The organism is Escherichia sp. WS3063 (assembly GCF_046486595.1).
Lineage (GTDB): Bacteria > Pseudomonadota > Gammaproteobacteria > Enterobacterales > Enterobacteriaceae > Escherichia > Escherichia coli.
Map to the genome: position 1 here is coordinate 1 of NZ_JBJQKY010000011.1, position 22,596 is coordinate 22,596.

20 protein-coding genes and 2 pseudogenes are annotated in these 22,596 nt (G+C 48.8%); 5 read left to right on the top strand and 17 right to left on the bottom strand.

The genetic code is table 11. From position 1 onward, the window contains the following. Together ACJHYW_RS12690 and hokB are read left to right on the top strand one after the other, a co-directional pair. The coding region (locus tag ACJHYW_RS12690; RefSeq protein WP_088551278.1) for an IS3 family transposase at positions 1-85 on the top strand (85 nt) is incomplete at its 5' end. Between the two features lie 99 nt (positions 86-184). Then, entirely contained in the window at positions 185-334 is a 150-nt protein-coding gene (gene hokB, locus ACJHYW_RS12695; RefSeq protein WP_001320773.1) for a type I toxin-antitoxin system toxin HokB, read from the top strand. Here hokB and yncP read toward each other — a convergent pair. From yncP to cybB, 3 genes are all read right to left on the bottom strand, one after another. Beyond that, positions 312-380, bottom strand: a complete 69-nt coding sequence (gene yncP, locus ACJHYW_RS12700) for a hypothetical protein (protein WP_212591405.1) — start codon at positions 378-380, stop codon at positions 312-314. The genes hokB and yncP overlap by 23 nt on opposite strands. Before the next feature lie 25 nt (positions 381-405). After that, on the bottom strand, positions 406-579 hold the full coding sequence (locus ACJHYW_RS12705) for a hypothetical protein (RefSeq protein ID WP_000731851.1): 174 nt from the start codon (positions 577-579) through the stop codon (positions 406-408). Positions 580-823: 244 nt separating this feature from the next. After that, positions 824-1,354, bottom strand: coding sequence for a cytochrome b561 (gene cybB, locus ACJHYW_RS12710; RefSeq protein ID WP_001361839.1), 531 nt, complete (start codon positions 1,352-1,354; stop codon positions 824-826). Positions 1,355-1,542: 188 nt separating this feature from the next. Here cybB and gap point away from each other — a divergent pair, with 188 nt between their 5' ends. Continuing rightward, complete coding sequence (gene gap / locus ACJHYW_RS12715) at positions 1,543-2,544, top strand: type I glyceraldehyde-3-phosphate dehydrogenase (RefSeq protein WP_000048646.1); 1,002 nt, start codon at positions 1,543-1,545, stop codon at positions 2,542-2,544. A gap of 40 nt (positions 2,545-2,584) precedes the next feature. On the opposite strand, the gene aldA is transcribed toward gap, so the two are convergent. The 3 genes from aldA to hrpA form a co-directional block, all read right to left on the bottom strand. After that, positions 2,585-4,024 (bottom strand): aldehyde dehydrogenase, encoded by a 1,440-nt coding sequence (gene aldA, locus ACJHYW_RS12720; protein WP_000115973.1) that lies wholly within the window; start codon positions 4,022-4,024, stop codon positions 2,585-2,587. 196 nt (positions 4,025-4,220) lie between these two features. Then, positions 4,221-5,021, bottom strand: coding sequence for a DUF218 domain-containing protein YdcF (ydcF, locus tag ACJHYW_RS12725; protein WP_001027939.1), 801 nt, complete (start codon positions 5,019-5,021; stop codon positions 4,221-4,223). A 272-nt stretch (positions 5,022-5,293) separates the two neighbouring features. Next, positions 5,294-9,196 (bottom strand): ATP-dependent RNA helicase HrpA, encoded by a 3,903-nt coding sequence (gene hrpA, locus ACJHYW_RS12730; RefSeq protein ID WP_000139608.1) that lies wholly within the window; start codon positions 9,194-9,196, stop codon positions 5,294-5,296. Between the two features lie 200 nt (positions 9,197-9,396). On the opposite strand from hrpA, the gene azoR reads away from it, so the two are divergent. Further along, positions 9,397-10,002 carry an FMN-dependent NADH-azoreductase gene (gene azoR, locus ACJHYW_RS12735; protein WP_000048962.1) on the top strand — a complete coding sequence of 202 codons (606 nt, stop codon included), beginning with the start codon at positions 9,397-9,399 and terminating at the stop codon, positions 10,000-10,002. Positions 10,003-10,055: 53 nt separating this feature from the next. Here azoR and ACJHYW_RS12740 read toward each other — a convergent pair whose 3' ends face one another. The 8 genes and pseudogenes from ACJHYW_RS12740 to ACJHYW_RS12775 form a co-directional block, all read right to left on the bottom strand. Continuing rightward, positions 10,056-11,348, bottom strand: a complete 1,293-nt coding sequence (locus ACJHYW_RS12740; protein ID WP_024179513.1) for a phosphatase PAP2/dual specificity phosphatase family protein — start codon at positions 11,346-11,348, stop codon at positions 10,056-10,058. 13 nt (positions 11,349-11,361) lie between these two features. After that, on the bottom strand, positions 11,362-13,119 hold the full coding sequence (locus ACJHYW_RS12745) for a bifunctional alpha/beta hydrolase/class I SAM-dependent methyltransferase (RefSeq protein ID WP_000431188.1): 1,758 nt from the start codon (positions 13,117-13,119) through the stop codon (positions 11,362-11,364). A 15-nt stretch (positions 13,120-13,134) separates the two neighbouring features. After that, complete coding sequence (locus ACJHYW_RS12750; protein WP_000890921.1) at positions 13,135-14,031, bottom strand: phosphatidate cytidylyltransferase; 897 nt, start codon at positions 14,029-14,031, stop codon at positions 13,135-13,137. Next, the gene (locus ACJHYW_RS12755; protein ID WP_000177518.1) at positions 14,031-14,636 is read right to left on the bottom strand and encodes a CDP-alcohol phosphatidyltransferase family protein; all 606 of its coding nucleotides are present in this window, start codon (positions 14,634-14,636) and stop codon (positions 14,031-14,033) included. The genes ACJHYW_RS12750 and ACJHYW_RS12755 overlap by 1 nt, the downstream gene beginning before the upstream one ends. 170 nt (positions 14,637-14,806) lie before the next feature. Further along, complete coding sequence (locus ACJHYW_RS12760) at positions 14,807-17,113, bottom strand: DUF2773 domain-containing bactofilin (RefSeq protein ID WP_061092961.1); 2,307 nt, start codon at positions 17,111-17,113, stop codon at positions 14,807-14,809. 63 nt (positions 17,114-17,176) lie between these two features. Next, positions 17,177-18,037: a pyridoxine 4-dehydrogenase gene (gene pdxI, locus ACJHYW_RS12765; protein ID WP_000097798.1), complete on the bottom strand. Its 861-nt coding sequence runs from the start codon at positions 18,035-18,037 to the stop codon at positions 17,177-17,179. A 231-nt stretch (positions 18,038-18,268) separates the two neighbouring features. After that, the gene (gene paaY, locus ACJHYW_RS12770; protein WP_001123442.1) at positions 18,269-18,859 is read right to left on the bottom strand and encodes a phenylacetic acid degradation protein PaaY; all 591 of its coding nucleotides are present in this window, start codon (positions 18,857-18,859) and stop codon (positions 18,269-18,271) included. Then, a pseudogene (locus tag ACJHYW_RS12775) lies at positions 18,841-18,993 on the bottom strand (phenylacetic acid degradation operon negative regulatory protein PaaX); the annotation flags it as partial. The pseudogene ACJHYW_RS12775 and the gene paaY, both read right to left, overlap by 19 nt. Between ACJHYW_RS12775 and ACJHYW_RS12780 the strand changes: the two are divergent. Next, a pseudogene (locus tag ACJHYW_RS12780) lies at positions 18,994-19,200 on the top strand (helix-turn-helix domain-containing protein); the annotation flags it as partial. Between the two features lie 170 nt (positions 19,201-19,370). Here the strand turns inward: ACJHYW_RS12780 and ACJHYW_RS12785 are convergent. The 3 genes from ACJHYW_RS12785 to ACJHYW_RS12795 are packed head-to-tail and all read right to left on the bottom strand — an operon-like array spanning position 19,371 to position 22,526. Continuing rightward, the gene (locus ACJHYW_RS12785) at positions 19,371-19,700 is read right to left on the bottom strand and encodes a YdbL family protein (RefSeq protein WP_072275320.1); all 330 of its coding nucleotides are present in this window, start codon (positions 19,698-19,700) and stop codon (positions 19,371-19,373) included. Between the two features lie 4 nt (positions 19,701-19,704). Beyond that, positions 19,705-19,890, bottom strand: coding sequence for a YnbE family lipoprotein (locus ACJHYW_RS12790; RefSeq protein ID WP_000698145.1), 186 nt, complete (start codon positions 19,888-19,890; stop codon positions 19,705-19,707). Then, positions 19,887-22,526: a YdbH family protein gene (locus tag ACJHYW_RS12795; RefSeq protein WP_410233362.1), complete on the bottom strand. Its 2,640-nt coding sequence runs from the start codon at positions 22,524-22,526 to the stop codon at positions 19,887-19,889. The genes ACJHYW_RS12790 and ACJHYW_RS12795 overlap by 4 nt, the downstream gene beginning before the upstream one ends. Between the last annotated feature and the right edge of the window lie 70 nt (positions 22,527-22,596).

Here is a 22,596-nt window from a genome sequence, read left to right on the forward strand (position 1 = left end):
CTACAACAGCAGAAGAATTAGCCTGAAATTAAAAGGTCTGACTCCAATTGAATATCGGAATCAGACCTATATGCCTCGTGTTTAACTGTCCAACTTTCTGGGGTCAGTACAAACCGAGGCCAACGAATGAACCTAGCAATTCAGATCTTAGCCTCTTACCCGCCATCCGGCAAAGAGAAAGGCTATGAAGCACAACCCTCTGGTGGTGTGTCTGCTCATTATCTGCATTACGATTCTGACATTCACACTCCTGACCCGACAAACGCTCTACGAACTGCGGTTCCGGGACGGTGATAAGGAGGTTGCTGCGCTCATGGCCTGCACGTCCAGGTAAGGGCAAGCGCGGGGATTTTCCCCGCGCATCTGACTAGCAGATTCATTTTCTCATGGCACCCCTTTTACACTTCAGTTAGTGCATGTTTTTTTCGATGCACTAATAGAACCATCATTACAGACAAATTTGCCGCCTGCCGTACAGTGTGAGATCCCCCCTTTCGAACCAGAACAGGGTTTGCGCCCGGCATCGGCATAAAAGGAAACAAGCGCTCCTATAACCAAGATAAGTGCCAGTTTTTTCATATAACCTCCATGGTTTATCGAATCTTATGTTCGATTTGAACGTTATACGCTGGTTTATTTTGATACTGTTGATGAGATCAAAGATCGTGTGAATTGATTAAAGATAAGCCAGATGGACATATGGACAAGGATTATGGTTTTATTTGTCATACAAATAAATATAATAGGCGCTTCCGATGTAGGCCCGTACTCTTCGCCTGTACCGCGGGTCGGTTTTAGTACAGGCGTTTTCTTTAAAGATCCTTCAGGAACGTTTACGCGGCATCATGCGTAGAAGTGTGTTGTCCTTCCAGAAATAGTGGTGTGCCAGTGCAGCCGCAGCGTGCAACCCGATGACAAAATATCCCAGATTCGCCAGCGTCTCATGCCACCACTTTAAGCTATCAACCCGTTCGAAATTGGCCTCTGCTGCATAAGGCATTGTCATACCAAACGCAGACCACGGGTTGCCCCGGTTATACATCATCACCAAACCAATCACTGGCAGCGCAATAAACAGGAGATAGATCACCAAATGTCCCAAATGCGCCAGTCCCGTCATCATCGGTTTTGGTTTAGGTACAATCGGCGGAGTTGGGTATTTAAGCCTTAACAAAAGACGAACAACCATCAGCACGAGAATTGAGATGCCACAGGAAACATGAATCATGTTGATAAGCGGCCTATCGCCACGTGGGAAAAAACCACGAAACTCCATTGCGCAATACGCTGCGATAACCAGCAAAAAGACCAGCCAGTGAATGCCGATTTGTAACCTTGAATATTTACTTTCCATAACATTTCCTGCTTTAACATAATTTTCCGTTAACATAACGAGCTTTTCTTAAAATTTCATTAAATATTGTTCACCCGTTTTCAGTACGTTACGTTTCACGGCAAGAATGTAGATTGCCCATCCCGCCATCCTGGTCTAAGCCTGGAAAGGATCAATTTTCATCCGAACGTTCCTGACAGGAGAAGACCATGAGTAAAGTTGGTATTAACGGTTTTGGTCGTATCGGTCGACTGGTGTTGCGTCGATTACTTGAAGTCAAAAGCAACATAGACATTGTTGCTATTAATGATCTCACTTCCCCAAAAATTCTCGCCTACCTGTTGAAACATGATTCAAACTACGGACCGTTCCCCTGGAGCGTTGATTTTACGGAAGATTCACTTATCGTTGATGGAAAAAGTATCGCGGTTTACGCCGAAAAAGAGGCTAAAAATATTCCATGGAAAGCGAAAGGCGCAGAAATCATTGTCGAATGTACTGGCTTTTATACCTCCGCCGAGAAATCGCAGGCGCACCTTGATGCTGGTGCGAAGAAGGTGTTGATTTCCGCCCCTGCCGGTGAAATGAAAACCATCGTTTATAACGTCAATGACGACACACTGGATGGCAACGACACCATTGTTTCCGTGGCGTCATGCACCACTAACTGTCTTGCACCGATGGCCAAAGCCTTGCACGACAGTTTCGGAATAGAAGTCGGCACGATGACGACCATTCATGCCTATACCGGCACTCAGTCACTGGTGGATGGTCCGCGAGGTAAAGATCTACGCGCTTCACGTGCAGCGGCAGAAAATATCATTCCCCACACTACAGGTGCGGCAAAAGCCATTGGTCTGGTGATCCCGGAACTGAGCGGCAAACTGAAAGGTCATGCGCAACGCGTGCCGGTGAAAACAGGTTCGGTCACTGAGCTGGTGTCCATTCTCGGAAAAAAAGTGACTGCCGAAGAGGTGAATAACGCACTTAAACAAGCAACCACCAATAACGAGTCATTTGGTTATACCGATGAAGAAATAGTCTCTTCCGATATCATTGGCAGCCATTTCGGTTCGGTGTTTGATGCCACGCAAACGGAAATTACCGCCGTGGGCGATTTACAACTGGTGAAAACGGTCGCCTGGTACGATAACGAATATGGCTTCGTCACACAGCTCATTCGCACCCTCGAAAAATTCGCTAAACTCTGACGCACACAGGCGGAGGAAAAACCTCCGCCTCTTCCACTCATTAAGACTGTAAATAAACCACCTGGGTCTGCAGATATTCATGCAGGCCATGTTTACCATCTGCGCCGCCAATACCAGATTTACGCCATCCGGCGTGGAAGCCTTGCATAGCTTCGAAGTTTTCACGGTTGATGTAAGTTTCACCAAACTTCAGCCCGTTAATGGCTTTCATCGCGACGTTCAGATTTTGGGTATAGATTGATGAGGTCAGGCCGTAATCACTATCATTCGCCATTGAGATAGCCTCTTCCAGCGTATCAAATGCGACCACCGGCAGAACCGGGCCAAAGGTTTCCTCATGCATAATCGACATTTCCTGGCGAACATCCAGCAGCAATGTCGGCGGATAATAATATCCTTTCCCCTCTACCGCTTTGCCACCCAACGCCACTCTCGCCCCTTCTTCTACTGCGCGCGCCACTTTTTGCTCGACCCTTTCCAGCGCCGCGGCGTTAATCAACGGCCCCATCGCAATGTCGTTGCGTTCAGCGGGGTTACCAAATTGAACCGCCTGCAACGCTTCACCCAGCCGATTGACAAACTGATCATAAATGCCTTTCTGTACATAAACACGTTCTGCACAGTTACACACTTGCCCACTATTAATAACGCGTGAATCAACGATGGCTTTGACTGCCAGTTCAAGATCGGCATCGTCCATTACGATAGCCGGTGCTTTACCCCCCAATTCCAGGCACACTTTGGTGATGTTTTTCGCCGCAGTCGCCATAATCTTTTCACCTGCAGAGACGCTGCCTGTCATACTGACCATTGCGACCTTTGGGTTACCCGCCAGTTCTTGCCCAACGGTTTCACCACGCCCCAGAACAAGGTTAAACACGCCGCGCGGAAGGCCTATTTCATCGACAATTTTGGCGAATGCAATCGCATTGTTTGGCGTAAATTCACTGGGTTTAATGACGATGGTATTACCGGTCAAAAGAGCGGGGGCCATTTTGCGGGCAATGAGGAAGAACGGGAAGTTCCACGGCAGAATGCCGGTAGTCACGCCAAGCGCACGTTTAAACAGAAGAATATTTTCTCCTGGACGATCGCTTTGAATAATCTCGCCTTCATAACGCCGTGCCCACTCCGCCATGTAATCGATATAGTCCGCAGTAAAAGCCACTTCGACTTCAGCCAGCTGCTGGATCTTGCCCCCTTCTTCAACAATCAGCGCACTGATTTCGCTGGCGCGTTTGCGGATCCCGGCGGAGATTTTGCGCAACCAACTGGCGCGTTCAATAGCAGGCAACGCTTCCCATTCTGGTTGTGCACGTTCTGCTGCATCGATTGCCTTACGGACATCCTCGGCCTGACCATCGGGAATGCGGGAAATGACAGCCTCTGTTGCAGGGTTTACCACATCAATCCATGCGTCTCCACGCCAGGTAACAAACTGTCCATCAATATACATAGGATGTTGAACGGGTACTGACATGAGCGACTCCTGTGATTTATATGTTTGTTTTTAGTAAATACATTGTTAATTAACATCAATCATCAGAGAGACGGCATCATGAAAGGACAATTCTGTGAAGGGCTTCATAAAAACAAGTGTAAAAGGAATAAGAGGCAGAAATAAAAGGCAGGAGTTATGCCCGTTTGCAAACAAGTGGTTCACAAACGGGCAATTTTTAACGTAACGAGCGACTTTCCATCGCCTCGATGAGCACCGCATCGTGTTTCAGCGTTTGCCATGCCTGGATGACTTCTGCCGGAAAATCAACGTGAACGATAAAATCTCGCCCGCGGGGACCGTAGCCATCGCTATCATCGTGTAAACGCGGCAGCTCGCCAGTGAGTAGTGATAGATAACGCTCAACCGGCCATAATCCTTGTAACTGATTAATAAAGATTACACTGTCTGCGTTATTTCCTAACTGAGGAACGAATCCGGGATAACTTAACCAGCGTGGTGCATCGGGATTGTCCCCGGTCATACGGCGGAACGTCGCCATCGTGCGCCGCTGCATGGTGGGGTCCTGAACAACGATAGCTGTGTGAACTCGTTCTACGGCCTGATTCAATAGCGCGATGCTAAAGCGTGCGTTTTCACCGCAGTTTGTTGACTGGTCTTCAATCCAGATTTTTTCATGCGGAATGTGCCAGAACTGATGAGCGATATCCGCCAGGATGGTAGCTTCAGCTCTGCCAGTGGTGCGGATAGTGTTGTAGTGCGGATGCTGTGCGATGGCGCTATACAAAAAAGTTGTCGAGTGACCGATACCACCACTAATCAGTAAAGGAATTTGCTGATCGCGGGCAATCTTACATGCCGCATCGATAGTCGGCATAACCGCATTGCCTGCAAGGATCACGCAATCGGCCTGATACGGCACCTCACCGGAGAAATCATCCTGCGCCAGCCACTGACCGATAACATTTATGGCATCTATGGTTGCCGGCGAAAGCGTCGGAAACGGGGTAATGTTCATGGTTCCTCCTTATCGTTCCCTTAAGAATACTGCGTGAGATAATAGTGAGAAGCGGAGCACTCTGAAAGGAGGAAGTCGTATTTCCTTAACTACCACTCCGCAAGCCTGACATATCTTTTAAGGAAATGCTGTAGATAAACATTATTCATCTTGCAGCAGAGAATTGTATTTTTCTGAACTCCTGAATTTTTTCCCATACCGTTTTTAGAATTAATAAAAAACCCGGCGCTAAATGCTTACCGGGTTTTAGATTTATCAGGCAAATAGCAGTGTTAACCGCTAATCTGCTCCATCGCCTGCAAAATACGCTTATCTGAAATCGGATAAGGCGTACCAAGTTGTTGAGCGAAGTAACTAACGCGCAACTCTTCTATCATCCAACGGATCTCTTTCACGTCTTCATCCTCACGACGTGCGGGCGGCAGTTTGTTGATCCATTGCTGCCACGCCTGCTGGACGTTTTCGACTTTCAGCATCTGAGCACGGTCACGATGCGGATCAACCGCCAGTTTTTCCAGTCGTTTTTCAATCGCCTGCAAATAACGCAGCGTGTCGCCCAACCGTTTGAAGCCGTTACCAGTGACAAAACCGCGATATACCAACCCGCCCATCTGCGCTTTAATGTCAGAAAGCCCCAGCGCCATAGTCATATCCACCCGCCCTTTCAGACGTTTATTGATATTGAACACCGCAGTGAGGATTTGCTCGACCTGCTTCGCAATATCCACCACCGTGTCGTTCAGTTCAGCACGGACTTTTTCATGCAGCGCAGCAAAGCCTTCTTCCGTCCAGACCGGGCCACCATTGGCGTCGATCAGTTGATCCACCCCGCAGGAGATACAGTCGTCGATCAGCTCCAGCACTTTGCCATACGGGTTAAAGTACAGCCCCAGCTTGGCTTTGTTCGGTAACTTTTCATGCAAATACTTGATCGGCGATGGAATATTCAGCAGCAGTAGACGGCGAAGACCGTTCCACATTGCCTGCTTTTGTTCCAGCGGATTATCAAACAGTTTGATCGCCACGCTGTCGCGTTCATCCACCAGCGCTGGCCACGCCTTCACTTTGTAGTTGCCACGCTTCTGTTCGTAGCTTTCCGGCAGCTGACCAAAACTCCAGATATGTAAGCCGCTCTGCTCGATACCGTCATCCGCCACCGCAGACAGCGTTTCCTGCACTTTGCCTTTCAGCGCATCTTTCAGATCTTGTAGAGAGCGCCCTTCTTTTAGCTTCTTGTTTTTGTCATCCACCACACGGAAGGTGATTTTCAGGTGATCGGGCACCTGATCCCAGTGCCAGTCTTCGCGGTCAACGGTAACACCGGTCATCCGCCGTAACTCGCGCTCAAGGCTGTCGAGCAACGGTAACTCCAGCGGTGTGACGCGGCCTAAAAACGCTTCGGCGTAGTTTGGTGCAGGCACAAAATTACGGCGTACCGGTTTCGGCAACGATTTAATCAGTGCGATGATCAGTTCACGACGCAGGCCGGGGATTTGCCATTCAAACCCGCTCTCTTCTACCTGATTAAGCAGCGGCAGCGGGATATGCACAGTCACACCGTCAGCATCCGCGCCGGGCTCAAACTGATAGCTCAAACGCAGCTTGAGATTGCCCTGATGCCAGAAGTTCGGATAATCCAGCTTGCTGATTTTTTCCGCCCCTTCTTTGATCAACATGCTCTTTTCAAAGTTGAGCAAATCAGGCGTTTCGCGGCTGACTTTTTTCCACCAGCTGTCGAAGTGACGAGCGGAGATTACATCGTGGCTGATGCGCTGGTCGTAGAACTCAAACAACGTTTCGTCATCAACCAGAATATCGCGGCGACGTGATTTGTGTTCCAGCTCTTCCACTTCGGCCCGCAGTTTCAGGTTTTCACGGAAGAATGCGTGACGCGTCTGCCAGTCACCTTCCACCAGAGCGTGGCGAATAAAGAGTTCACGACATAACGCCGGATCGATCTGGCTGTAGTTGACCTTGCGCGCAGCAACAATCGGCAAACCATAAACAGTGACTTTTTCCGTTGCCATCACCGCGCCCTGCGCCCGTTCCCAGTGCGGTTCGCTGTAGGTGCGTTTAATCAAATGCTGAGCAACGGGTTCTACCCATTCAGGGTCGATACGCGCAGCAATACGCCCCCACAGGCGGCTGGTTTCTACCAGTTCCGCCACCATTACCCATTTCGGCGGCTTTTTAAATAAGCCGGAACCGGGGAAAATGGAGAAACGCGCGTTACGTGCGCCGGTATATTCTTGTTTATCGGCATCTTTCATGCCGATATGGGAAAGTAAACCCGTCAGCAACGCAATGTGAATTTCACGATACTCCGCCGGTTCGCTGTTAACCGGAATGCCAAGTTCTTTCACCACCTGGCGCAACTGGGTGTAGATATCCTGCCATTCGCGCACGCGCAGATAGTTGAGATAATCGGTACGACACAGGCGACGGAAGGCGTTGGAAGAAAGCGCCTTTTGCTGCTCGCCAAGATAATTCCACAGATTTACAAACGCGAGGAAGTCGGATTCTTTGTCGTGGAAGCGACGATGTTTTTCGTCCGATGCCTGCTGTTTATCCATCGGACGCTCGCGCGGATCCTGAATGGAGAGCGCGGACGTGATAATCATCGCCTCACGCACGCAGCCATGTTTTTGCGCTTCCAGCACCATACGCGCCAGACGTGGGTCGACAGGCAACTGCGAGAGCTGGCGACCGAGCGGCGTCAGTTTATAGGCGCTGGCCTGTTCATCCGTGGTGATCGCGCCCAGTTCTTCGAGCAGACGCACGCCATCCTGGATATTGCGTTTATCCGGTGCTTCAACAAACGGGAACGCAGCGATATCGCCCAGCCCCAGCGCAGTCATCTGCAAAATAACCGAGGCCAGGTTGGTACGCAGAATCTCCGGATCGGTAAATTCCGGGCGCGAAAGGAAATCGTCTTCGGAATAGAGACGAATACAGATCCCTTCGGACACACGACCACAGCGGCCTTTACGCTGATTGGCAGACGCCTGCGAAATGGGTTCAATCGGCAAACGCTGCACTTTGGTGCGATAGCTGTAGCGGCTGATACGCGCTGTACCGGGGTCGATAACGTATTTAATACCCGGTACGGTCAGCGAGGTTTCCGCGACGTTGGTCGCCAGCACAATGCGCCGTCCACTGTGCGACTGGAAGACGCGGTTCTGTTCGCTGTTCGAAAGCCGCGCATAAAGCGGCAAGATTTCGGTATGCCGCAGATTTAGCTTGTTCAGCGCATCGGCGGTATCGCGAATTTCCCGCTCACCGCTCATAAAGATCAGAATGTCGCCAGGGCTTTCCTGGCTCAGTTCGTCTACGGCGTCAAAAATCGCCTGCAACTGATCGCGCTCGGTGTCATCAGCTTCTTCAACGATCGGGCGATAGCGCACTTCCACCGGATAGGTCCGACCGGAGACTTCGATAATCGGCGCATTATTAAAGTGGCGCGAAAAGCGTTCCGGGTCGATAGTCGCGGAAGTAATAATGATTTTTAGGTCAGGACGCCGCGGCAGCAACTCTTTCAAATAGCCGAGCAGAAAATCGATATTCAGGCTGCGTTCGTGCGCTTCGTCAATAATGATGGTGTCGTACTGCATCAGCAGGCGGTCTTGCTGGATCTCTGCCAGCAGGATACCGTCGGTCATCAGCTTGACCATCGTGTTATCACTTACGTGATCGCTGAAACGCACTTTGTAACCGATGCAACCGCCCGGCTCCGTTTTCAGCTCTTCCGCAATACGGTTAGCCACCGTTCGTGCCGCCAGGCGACGCGGTTGGGTATGACCGATCAGCCCTTTAATACCGCGCCCCAGCTCCATACAGATTTTCGGTAGCTGAGTCGTTTTACCGGAACCGGTTTCCCCGGCGACGATCACCACCTGGTGATCACGAATCGCGTCGAGAATGTCCTGCTTTTTCTGACTAACCGGCAAATTGTCGGGATAAGTGATTTCCGGTCGTGCCGCTTCACGCAGCAGTACTTTCCCTGCCGCCTGGTCAATCTCTTTCGCCATCTCCTGGAAAATGGCCTGTTGTGCATCAGGATTTTTAACCTTCTTAACACCGTGCAGACGGCGAGAAAAACGCTGTCTGTCGCGCAGCATCAGCGAATCCAGCCGCTGCTGCAAGGCCGTAAAGGTCAATTTTTGTTGTTCTGTCATAACGTTAGTGGGCAGTAGGCTGCCTGATTAATTTTCTTTTAAATGATAGATATAGAGTACCACATCGCGGCTTTCTATGCGTTGTTCAATAAATTCGAACATAGGCTTCGATTTATTGCGCTATCTCTGTGGCAGGATTGTGAATAAAGTGTCAGCAAGCAACGGGGCATCGCCCATTCAAACATCTATAAGGAAACACCATGAGCAAGGTATTAGTTCTTAAATCCAGCATCCTGGCAGGGTACTCTCAGTCTAATCAGTTGTCCGATTATTTTGTTGAACAATGGCGCGAAAAGCACTCCGCTGATGAAATCACCGTTCGCGACCTGGCTGCAAATCCGATTCCGGTGCTGGATGGCGAACTGGTTGGTGCGCTGCGTCCGAGCGATGCGCCGCTGACTCCGCGTCAGCAGGAAGCGCTGGCGCTTTCCGATGAGCTGATTGCCGAGCTGAAATCCCACGACGTTATCGTTATTGCGGCACCGATGTATAACTTCAACATCTCGACTCAGTTGAAAAACTATTTTGACCTGGTTGCACGTGCAGGCGTTACTTTCCGCTATACCGAGAACGGTCCGGAAGGTCTGGTAACGGGTAAAAAAGCCATCGTGATTACCAGCCGCGGTGGGATCCATAAAGATGGCCCAACGGATCTGGTAACGCCGTATCTGTCCACATTCCTGGGCTTTATCGGCATTACCGATGTGAAATTTGTCTTCGCCGAAGGGATCGCGTACGGCCCGGAAATGGCAGCGAAAGCACAGTCTGACGCGAAAGCAGCCATCGACAGTATTGTTGCTGCATAACCGGACACTATTTTGATGTGGACTGTAGATATTCAGTCCACATCTCAATCCGCTTACCTGTTTTCCCATAATTTCAGCATCGCTTTGTGCTCTTCCTTAAGCACAATCCGCGAGCGTCTGGCTCGAATATAACTAATCGCTTCATCAACGGTTTTACAATGTCCGTAACATAACAGCCATGCCGCCACCACCAGCGCACTGCGCGATAATCCCAACGCGCAATGGACCAGAACGCCGCCTTGCTCTTCGCGTAATGTTTCCAACATCGCCACGGCCTGTCGGAGCTCCCCCTCTTCCGGAACCACCAGATCCAGCATCGGTACACAAAAATAGAGTTGATCTTTTGTGGCTCGTCCGCGAGGGAATTCAAAGGTGACGTCCAGAACCGCATTCTGTGCCGGAATATGTTGTGGAAACGCCCCTAAATAAACACCAGCAGTAATTTTGCTCACTGGCTCAAGGCGAAGACAAAACCAACGCATAGACAGCCACATCCCGATGCGCCATGGCAATGTCAGCCAGTAAACGGCGGGCGGGAGTTTCCCCTGACTATCTTTACCTGTTGTTATCGCGCCAAGCCCACCGTACCCACGGCCAATAATGAATAGCGATAATACTGGCCAACATAACCAGACTGACCACCATAACTGAAGCATTATCATTAGCTCCATCAACACAATGCACGAGCACGCGCCTGCGACATATGGCAGTGCTATTTTGATTCGACGTTGATCAGGTTTCTGATAATTCCAACGACGGTCTACGGGCACCATCCAGTCAATTAACATACCTACCGCCAGCCCCGTGATGACATCAATAAAATGATGCTGCCAGGTCGTCAGCGTCGAAATGGCGATGAGTAAAAACCATCCGCCGCAGACTTTACGCCACCTCACAGCCAGATGCTGACGAAAGTGACGCCAAAGTAGCCAGCAGAGAATAATATGCAGCGAAGGAGACTGGTTATAGGGCAGATCAAACAGTTCAAGTTGCGAAAATAGCCATCCTGTCACCCCACTCACTTCAGGACGGATAAAACTAAACTTCAGCGGATAGAGAAAAAAACCGCAGCAGGCCATTACCGTTGCCAGAATAAGCCGGTGAACCAGACGGCGCTGCTCAAATGTCGAGCTACAAATGAACAGCGAAAATCCATATAAAAGATCCAGACTCCAGTAAGGAACAATAGTCCAGGGAAGAAAAGGGATCGCCGTTTCCCAACCGAATACCTGACTGGGGATATCATGGTTGTTAAGATCCTGAGTCGCGGTGAACTGATTAAGAAATCCATATGTGAAGAAGAAAAACGGGGCCAGCAACAATAACCAGCCAGCTCCTTGTAGCAATACGTTCCGGCGTTCAGTTGTCACGACGCACCGCCATCGAAACCGTAAAAATGCCCCACACATCAATCCGTTGTGTGCATTTATCGAATCCGGCATCATGCACGAGCGAATCCATCTCCCCTTGCGAACGCACGCGCATTACCCACGGTTTACCATCTTTATGACTGGTTAACACCCCGGCAATCAGCTCCAGTTGTGGGTGCCACGGCTGCCCGGTGTAGAGGAGAATGCCACCCGGATCGATGGCATTGGCAAGACCTGCGAGTGAGTTTTTTACCTGCTCATTTTCGGGAAAAAGCTCATACAGTCCAGAGACAATCGCCAGCGTAGGCCGCGGAGTTAACGCGCTGAGTTCCTCCGGGTTAAACGCATCGCCCTGTTCAAAACGCACCCGCCCAGACATTCCCCGTTGAGCAATCATCTCTTGCCCCTGTGCAACATTTAACTCGCTGTAATCACGTAACAAAATATCGCTTACGGCAGGCTCGTTTGCCAGCGCATCCAGTACATAGCGCCCATGCCCTGCGGCAATGTCAACCACGCGGACGGCTAAACCTTTGGCGTGGAGATCGGCAACGGCTTGTTTAATCAGTATTTGTAAATGGGTTTTGCGCTGGCGAATACCGCGCCAGCCAACACTGTTCAGGTAGATTTTGTCGATTAAGCGCCCGAATGCGTTACTACCTTGCGGTTGATTTTGATAGACATAATCCAGCGAACTGCCTGAATCAAAGCCGGTGCTCATTCCGAGATGCAGGCCCGCAGAGTGCGTCCCGAACAATTTCATCTCTTTACGCATAAAGCGATACGCCAAATCAACCGGCGATAATGGCACGGGTCCACCTGAAAGTAGCCGCCATCGATCCGCTGATGGTCCTGTGCAGTCTTCATGCTGATAATCAAATTTTTGTGACTTGTTAGCATATAAATGACTAATAAAGCTTTGCATTTTTTCAAATACCAGCGCCCTGTTCTCTTCACCCAACGTGTCGTGATAAAAGCCTGGCAGCAGATACAGCTCTTTGAGAGGGCTACGTAAACGCTGATAAAAATCAATCTGCGGTTGGCGATGCACCACATAGTCATCGCCTGATATCAGAAGTTGCGTGGGGAGCGTAATCGCCGCCGCATCGCTAACAATACGTTCAGACGTTTTATAGAGATCGAGCAAGATATTGACGGCAATCGCCCGTGTGATCAGCGGATCATTATTGAAACTTGCCACCCGTTGCCGATCGTGGGTCAAATAGCGTCCTTTCACATAGGAATTAATAAAAAACAGACCACGCAGACGATGCCATAACGCCAGCGCAGGACGTGCCAGCGGCACATACAATTTAACCTTAAAGGCCGGAGAAGCCAGCACCAGCCCGCGAATAGCAGGCGCATAATCATGAACCCATGTAGCAACCATCACTGCGCCGACGCTTTGCGCGATCACAACCACCTCTTCCAGTCCGACCTGGCTGTCGCTGGCAGCAAAACGGACAAATTCATCGACATCCTGCACTGAACGCGCAAGAGATGGGCTATAACCACGCGGCCCTGACGTTTGTCCATGCCCTCGGGCATCCCATGCATAAAAAGCAGTATCTGGCATCGCCAGTTCATCAACGAGATGTTGTAGACGCCCGGAATGTTCATGACCGCGATGAAATAAGACGATGACCTTTTTCGCCCCGGGCTGTAAAGCGGGCCAGTGCCGATAAAACAACGCTGTATTATCACTGGTAGTAAAAAAATATTCCCCAGGGATGCGTGGATTTTCCATTTTCTCTATTTTCCTTCAGTAACAGCAGTAGCGAATAAAATAAAAAAATACCGGGGCAGTGAAAATTAATGAGTCAATCCTGTCAAGGAGTCCGCCATGTCCTGGTAATAGTTTTCCGCTATCTTTAACACCAACATCTCGTTTGATGGCTGACATCACTACATCGCCGCAAAAACCACTAATACCAATTAACAAACCCGCTAATAATGCCTGTAATGTATTTAGCGGTGTCAGCAACGGTCCAATAATCAGTGACGCAATCATGGTGGTGATGACGCCCCCCACCAGACCTTCCAGCGTTTTTCCCGGGCTGACTTTGGGGACCACTTTTCTTCTGCCGCAGGATTTCCCCCATAAATACTGTGCAATATCGTTTGACTCGGTTAATGCCAAAAGAAATAACACCAGTAACGCCTCGCCCTGGATATTTATGGTTGGCAACATTAACAACCAGGCGGCATGACTCAAGGCGAAAACGGTCATTATCCAGCCCCAAAAAATGGCGCTCACTGTATGCAGAAAACCGGAGGGGTCACCCACAAAAACTCGCCAGGTGGCTAATATCAGAAACCCAGCCAAAGGTATAAATAACAGAAACAGCTCAAAGTAATTAAAACCGATAAGCAAATAGTTAAGAGGAATACCCCAATATAACCAACGCGGAAAATGTACAGATATAAGCGTACAATATTCTTTCAATGCCAGAAAACTTATCAGCGCAAAAAACGTCAACGTCATCCAGCGTGGACCTGAAATCACCATTGAAAAACAAATGACGATGCCCCACCAGGTACGAATACGTAATGTAACCTCACCCCCTTTTCTCTCCGGTAACCGCCATATCAGAAAACGGTTTATCAGCGTTGCTAAAATTAACAACGCGAAAAGTGTTGCCAGAGATTTTTCCAGCATTATCTTTCAGCACTCATAAAAAGCACACTTCGACAACGATTAATCGCAGTCCAGATAAGCAGAATTGAAGCAATGCCCCATAAAAGATTATTCCATTGCATCCACTGTGGATAAATGGCAACGGCTAGCCCCCACAGACCAAATATTAACGCGCGATCGCTTTTGCCAAATGGACCGGCATAACTGCGAATACCGTTAATCGTCTGCGCGAGTAAACCACAAAACTCAGTCAATATGGTGCAAAATAACATGATTATTACGAGTGATGCGTTACTTTCCGGTAAAAATAAAAACGGTAAATAGAGCGCAATATCGGAAATAACATCGCCAGTTTCATTCAAAATCTCCCCCAGACGTGTTTGCTGATTGCACTCACGCGCCAACATGCCATCCAGCGCATTGAGCGCCATACGGATAAAAAGCACGATAGGCAATAGCAAAAAGAGGATGGGTTGTGCCACCAACATCAACAGCAATCCGGTAAGAAGAGAAAGCGCCAGTGCAGCAAGAGTGATGTGATTCGCTGTAACGTGGTGCTTATAAAGCCAAAACATCGTCGGCCTTAACAGCGACTGAAAGAGCGGTTTTATCTGGTAGAGCGTCATTATCAATCCTTGATAATTCGGTTTGCGCTATGGTGCATCAATTCCCCTGACGGAGATATCGCAACACGCCGCTTCATTAAAAATTCAGAATATATCAAGGTATTGGGGACTCACTGTCAGGAATTATTATCCCCAATTAATCAAAGGGTTAAAAAATATTACGCTGTTATTCAATACAACTCATCAAGTTTTCTCATCGCTTGTTCCCGTATTGCGCGCGTCTTACCATTAAGCGCCAGCTGGCGGACTAAATCCAGTTCAGGTTTAACAAGCTCTAACGCCAGCAAAGGATCACGTTTCAGCCTCGCCTTCAATACATCAACTGGGAAACGGGGATTATTCATCGCCATAATCCACCACTCGGGATCAATTTCTGCCGCCAGTGCCGCAGACGGTGTATGGCGATTGTTAAGTGCGCCGAACTTGAAAAATGTAAGATTGCTTTTCGCCAGCGTACTCCACCATATACGATCCGGTTGTTTTGCCAGTTTATCCAGTTGCGCTAACGCATCGGGGTCAAGTGCATAATAAACACGTAACGCTTCGTTAACCTGCGCACGAGAGCTGTTTTCCTGCCTCAGAAAAAACTTCGCCCAAATATCATTGCGTGGCATATTTTGCTGTAATTCCTTGAGGACAACAGCGGGTAAATTATCCCAACTAACTAATGCACTCTCTAAAAAGTCCCAGCCTTCCGAACGTATCAGAGAGGTGGCATTTAATAGCATCTGGTCATCAACTTCACCGTGGCTAATCAGCTCAGACAAAATCATATCAGCGCTGGTTTCATATGCTGCAGAATCTGCTTTCGGATTATTTTTTCGATGCGATAAAGCGCGATGCCAAATTTTTTGTTTCATCGCCGTACTCAGATACTGATTTTTCGCCAGATTACTCCACCCTGCAGGATCGTTGAAACGTGTCAATAACCGTTGTAAAGCAGCGTCAGAGTGAATTATCTGCATATCCCGACAGCAAAAATAGGCAGGAAATTTTTTCTCCATCTTTTTAACAAAATTAAACTGTAAGTTATCTGGCAATGCTAAAAATAACACACGTATTAGATCATCGTCATTCTCGAATTTTTGGTGTAAATATACTGCTATTTTGTCACTCTCTTGTGGCGTCATCCGCAACAATTGACCATGGTGTTTAATCTCTGCCAGCTTGAACGCTAAGTTTGTGACAACATCGTTTGATGAATCGTTCGCCAACTGCATTGCCTGATTGTAGGTGAGTTGTCCTCCAGCACCGACCTGACGAATAGAGGAATCATCACTGCGGATATAGCCATCAATAATGGATTCGGGCAATAACCACGCATCTTTATAAAGCTCCTGAATGATCATATCCCAATCTCTTTTCGCCAGAGTCATGACGATATCCAGAGGGAGATTTTCACGTAGCGCAAGATTCAACGGACCGGCACCATCAGGTAGACGACTCATTCGCGTCATTATTTCGACAGCGAGCGGTTCACGGTTGAGCAAACCCAGAACAACAGGCTGGTAACCCAATTGCTGATCGGTCAACTCCAGAATCTCATTGTCAGGCATATATCTCGCCATACTTTCAATCGTTTGTTCATCATTGCTATTAATAAGTTGTTTGCGTAGGTTAACTGAAATTCCTTTAAGCCTTGGGAGAGTTCGCATTATGGCAAGATCAAATGTCGCAATGTCTCGTCCTTCAAATGCAGCAACGTTGCCTTCATCCAGCATTTGCAATTCCTGCACTAATTCAGGAGAAGGCTTAGGGCGAAACAGCGCTTCTTTTTTCATCTGATTACAGACATTCCCTGCCATGCGAATATTGCTTCGCTTAAAAATTTCTTTCAGAGCATCTTCATCATTTATTAGGCCCCAATAATATGCATCAGGATTTATTATCGTTAGCGCTTTTTTGACATTTTCAGTGTCATTTTTGTCTCCCGCTCGGACCATGAATTCACTATTTGTCGAAGACACAACAACAGGTGCAATTATGTCATTGATAAATATCCCGCGCGCATTAATACTCCCCTTAATCGTAGACGGATTATAGTAATATGAGTCGATAAATACCAGTCCACTTGCATTTATCGAACCGGTAATTAACAGTGGTGAATCCGTAACTATATTCGTTGCCGTCACATCACCGAGAATAACCCATGGATTAGAAAGAGAGAAAGTGGAAATATTTCCTTTGACTGTCAAATTGCCAAGAACAATCAATTTTTCATTACTCTCTATATTACCTTCCACCACTAAATTGCCACGATGCACTTTCCAGTCCGGTGCAGATAAACCGACGGGGACAAGATTCACGCTACTATTGATAGCTTGTTCAATTTGCTGTTTATCTTCAGCGGTAGCCGCAGAAAAAAATGGTTCAATATCAACTGTATTTGCAACACATCGAAGTTCCGCCTGTACTGGAAGACTCAGGATAAACAGGGGAAGTAAACCTATCCAGCTGCAAATCCTGGGCTTAAACATATGCACTCCATGCCATTAAAAAAGAAACAAAAGGGAAATGCATCTTTCCCTTTTGTATATTCGTTATTCTCGCGAAATACCATCCAACGTAGACAACACTTCCTCAGAAAGATGCAATTTTTCAGCAGCCATATTCTCCCGTAAATGCGCAACAGAAGACGTCCCTGGGATCAGCAAAATATTCGGTGAACGTTGTAACAGCCACGCCAGCGCCACCTGCATTGGTGTTGCACCCAGGCTCGCAGCAACATCGGAAAGCGTTGAAGATTGCAGCGGCGTAAAGCCCCCGAGCGGAAAGAACGGCACGTAGGCAATGCCGTCACGAGCCAAAGCATCAATCATTGCGTCATCAGCACGATGAGCAATGTTGTATTCGTTCTGCACACAGACGATTTCGGTAATCTTACGCGCCTCTGCAACCTGCGTCGGTGTAACGTTGCTCAGACCAATATGTTTTACCAGGCCTTGTTCTTGCATCTCTGCCAGCACGGTCAGGCTGGCTTCAATCGATCCTTCCGCTGGGCCATGACCATCCCCCATCATAACGCGCAGGTTAACCACATCCAGTACGTCCAGCCCGAGATTACGTAGATTATCGTGCACCGCTTTTTGCAACTCTGCCGGAGAAAATGCGGGCAACCAGGAGGCGTCCTCTCCACGCCGCGCCCCAATTTTAGTAACAATGGTCAGGTCGTCAGAGTAAGGATAAAGCGCTTCGCGGATAATCTGATTGGTGACGTGCGGACCATAAAAGTCGCTGGTATCAATGTGATTGACGCCCAATGCCAGCGCCTCGCGCAGCACAGTTATAGCGACGTGGCGATCTCTTGGGGGGCCAAAAACCCCAGGACCTGCCAGTTGCATCGCGCCATAACCAAGACGGTTAACGGATTTTGTACCGAGAGTAAATGTGTTGCTGCTCATCGCACCCTGCCCTGTAATAAAACGAATTCAGAAAAATCAGTATAGAAACGAAAAGAGTTAAATAATGCGAAGGCGTAAACAAGATTACTGGATGAGTTGCTCTATTGCCCTGAAAGACACCAAAACAAAACGCGTAAAGCCCCGCATTCGGCAATAAAAAAACCGCAACCTGTATCAGCGTTGCGGTTTAGGTATCACATGCTAAAAATTAGAACGTCCAGCATCAGGACGTTACTGTTTCGGTCGCAGATTCTCATCAAATACCAGGCGCTGCCTGCCAGGTTCAACTTCCCGCAATGGCTCGACTTGATGTAACGTCTGCTTACAGCGTGTCACCAGCACCTGGTACTCATGCGTACCCTGCTTTTTCCATGCCAACTCCTGCTCACTGAGTTCACGAATCGCTTTCGCCGGGCTGCCGACAATCAGGTAATTAGCTGGCATTTCTGCTTTGGCTTTCACAAATGCGGATGCGCCAACAATGCTGTTCTCGCCAATCACCGCACCGTCTATCACTACCGCGTTCATTCCCACTAATGCATTGCGGCGGATAATGCAGCCGTGAAGGATAGCGCTATGACCAATATGTCCATCTTCTTCCACGACAGTATCCTGCTCGGGAAAACCGTGCATAACGCAATTATCCTGAATGTTCGCGCCATCTTTCACCACGATACGACCAAAATCGCCACGCAGGCTGGCATTTGGCCCAACGTAAACGCCCTTGCCGAGAATAACATCGCCGATCAATACCGCTGTCGGATGGACAAAACTCTCTTCTGGCACAACCGGAGTCAGACCGTCTATCTGATAAATTGGCATAACGCCTCCTGTTCAATATTCAAGCCGCCAAAACGTTGAAAATACAGGCTTCCCGGCGCAGGCAATTCACCGACCGAGGTTTCACCTTTTTCACTAACGAACGCTAAAGCAGCAGGCGCTACGCGCTGATAAAGTTTGCCGATAAAGGTTTGATAGTCGCGCAATATATCCGTAACCGTCGTCTCGATTTTTGTGCAGATGCGATTCGCCATGCCGCAGATGATGAAAAACTGGCAGGCATTGGCTTTCATTGGGGATTTTCCGACCAGAGTCATTTTTCAACGGTATTTAAGCAACGCTTTGGGATGACGCCAGGCGAGTATCGACGTAAATTCCGCTAACTAATTAGCGTTGCATGTACAGCAACGCTAATTAGTTAAAACAGATATTTGACTATGCATTTTCAGGGCGAAAGGCAATTTGACAGGAGTTTTTGAATAATCATCTTGTTTCCGGAAAATAGATTAATCGCCTTCTCCAGTAGAATTATCCCGATATTGCAGTTTTGCTATCAAAATTTTCGCACCCATTTACCGTTTATCCCTTGTACATATTCCCCCGGTTTGGCCCGAGCTACGAGCTTTTGCCCGGCAAGTTTCGCGATATCATCCACCGACACATTATTTTGCTTTGCCAGTTGTTGGTAGCTCGTTTTACGCGCGGCGTTAATCTCTGTTACTAATTTCTCTGTTTCAGCATCCGTTTTCAGCGCAACCAGATAACCGTAAAATGTTTCACCTACCCGTCCCTGGGTTCTGGCTTCATCCAGAGTCAATGCCATTACATTGCTGCTTACCAGCCCAACAAGAAACGTACAAAGAAGTAATGTTTTCTTCATCATCGCCTCAGAAAAGATCGCTACGAGTCTCAAGCAGCTCTTCGACATCTTTGTCTGCCTTGATGATGATCTCATGCTCAATTTTAACGTTCATATTGATAGTGATCGGTTCCTTAGGGGCAGCGACTTCAATGCGAGGCGTACAGCCAACCAGCATAAAAGATGACGTCAACGCAGCCAGTAAAATTTTCATTGTTTATCCTCACACTCTTTTCCTTGCGGACAGTCATTTCCCGGCAGACGCGCGTTCTGCTCCAGCCATGCCTGGAGATTATCGCCAAAGCGTAAACTGCGCCACAGCGTAAAAATATTCTCTTCATGATGGTAATTAAGGTTTACCGTACCGCTTTTACCATCAACGCGACTGGTACCTGTAATGTTGGCCTGCATGGTTAATAAACCGAGATTATCTAAATTAATTTTTGTCGATGAACGGCTAATTTCCATATAGCGCAACCAGTTAATTGCTGAACCCGCAGTCATATTGTCTTTCACCACCGCATCTGCGGTGTCTTTATCCAGCCGCAAGGTCATTGGCCCGCTATTTGCCAGCCAACCATCTTTCACTATCCATTTTTCGTTGTTTAGCCATAACGGCAATGCACCACTAAATGCCCCGGACATGGCGAATTGTTTCGGATTGACGGCGCTAACCAGTTCGCTGGAGGAAAGATTATTCAGCCGCAACAGCGCCGGGTCATGTTGCGGCATACGTAATTGTTTCATCAGCACGTTACCGCCTAACACATCAACGCTAACATCAGTCAACAGCAATGGTTCTTCTTCAGTCCACGGATAACGACCTTGCAAATCAGCCGTAATATTTTTCGCTGTCACCAGATTAATCACTTCGGCAATTCGCAACGTAACGGGGCCGCGAGTCCCCAGATGCCAGGCTCCATCGGCAAAACGGAAAGGCAGGACAAAATCGACACTGTTAACCTGATTATCTGGCATCCAGGCACTACCGCCTTTCAACACACCGTGCCCTCCCGCGCGGAATTCTTGTTCAGGCGCAGCAGAAAATGCGACCTGGGCATATAGTTCGCCATCGCGTAAGTTCATCTTCCAGTCGGGTGGCACCAGCGGCTGGAATACGGTCAGTGATTGTTTAGGCCACCAGGCGTTACCGCGCAGACGAATACCGTCCCAGCGACCATTTAACCGAACCGGGCCAATCTCACCAGCATGTAAATCGCCTTTAAAGAGGAAATACGTCGGATCGCGTCCATCGACGCTAAATTTTAAGGTTGATGGCGGTAACACACTGCCACCAGTGAACAGCGTTTGCCCGGCGTCCAGTGACAGCGCGCCGCTAAAGGAGGGATGCTGTGCGTCACGTACCCAGACGACGGGCTTGTCGAGAATTAGTCGCGGCTTTTCTACCGTCATCGTACCGTATTGTAACTGGTCGAAACCGGTGGAGAGATCGGTCAGCGTAATCGTGCTGTCATGCCACTCACCCTTTCCTGCGACATCCCAGGTGGCATTCATCGGTGTAAAACTGCCTTTTCCCCAGTAGCGCCACTGCCAGCGGCCAGCGTCAGGGAGAAAATCATTCGCCAGTCCATCCATATGCAGCACGAAATCGCCCAGTTCATTTTCATGCGCCTGCAAAATGGCCTGCAAACGTCCGTCAACACCACGTTGGGTGACTTTTACACCCGCTAAAGGCCAGCGGATTTCATCGATGTCCAGCGAATCGATGACTCTTCCCTTTGAACGAAGTAACGCGCCTGGCTCAAAGGTCAACGTTGGGTCAGTCAGACTTCCACTTAGCTGCGCAGGTAAACGGGCATATAAAATGAGATCCGCCTGTTTCGCTTCACCGGTCAGCTGCATAGGCAGCTGGCTGTTATCCATGCTTAATTTTCCAGGGCCAAAATTAAGCACCGCGTTGCCCTTACCCGCTTGCCCCTGGGTCAGCACACTCAGTCGTCCGCTGACCAGAGCGTTCTCGAGCCCTGCCTGCCAGTTGTCGACTTTGACACCCAGTCTGCCACTCAAAGGAAAACCTGCATACGGCCAACTCCAGCGACCATCGCTTACGGTCAATTGTTGACGAGTAATTTGCCACGGCAAATCGAACAACGGATCGCCGTTATCCCGTGCCAGCACAATCAATTGCCCGCTATTTTCCTGCCAGTCCAGCTCTGCATCCACCAGTGACGGTTCCTGCGGCAAGTTTAACGTCGCAGTAGCATGCCCACTTACAGGAAGTCCATCCGGCACGAGCGGCATAGTAAATTCCCCCACCAGTTTAACCGGCGGCTGATTTTCAAACGCGACGACATCCAGTTCGCTGACTGTAAGTTGCTGCCCTTTCAGCTGGCCTTGAAATTTAACTTTTTCGCCCTGATAACGCAGTTGCTGGATATCAGAGGTTAATGCGAGAGAGAGTTTTCCCTGCCACTCCTGCCAGGGAGAAAAAATCAGTTTATCGATATTGATCCAGGTGTTAGGCAACATGGCCTGCCACTGCGCGAGGGTTTTTGGAGCGGCAGGCGATTGCTCCGTCTGCGGCAATTTCGCCAGACAAGCAGAATCAAGTTCTACCGTGCCGACGTTCAATAACCAGCGGCTCGGATGTGAAAGGCTGGCGTTGGTGATATGCGCAAGCTGACAATCTCCCACCAGATAACGGAGATCGGGGATGATTAAACCTTTACGCGTAATGCGTGGGCTTTCATCTAATGCAATACGTGTCCCGAGCGGTAGCCAGATGCCCGCCAGCGTGGGAACCCACAGCCCGAGCGTCATCAGCAGCGTCAACGGCACAAGAATAATCAGTAATAACAGCGCGAGAACGGCTTTATATTTACCCAGCATGGGTAGTTAATATCCTGATTTAGCGAAAAATTAAGCATTCAATACGGGTATTGTGGCATGTTTAACCGTT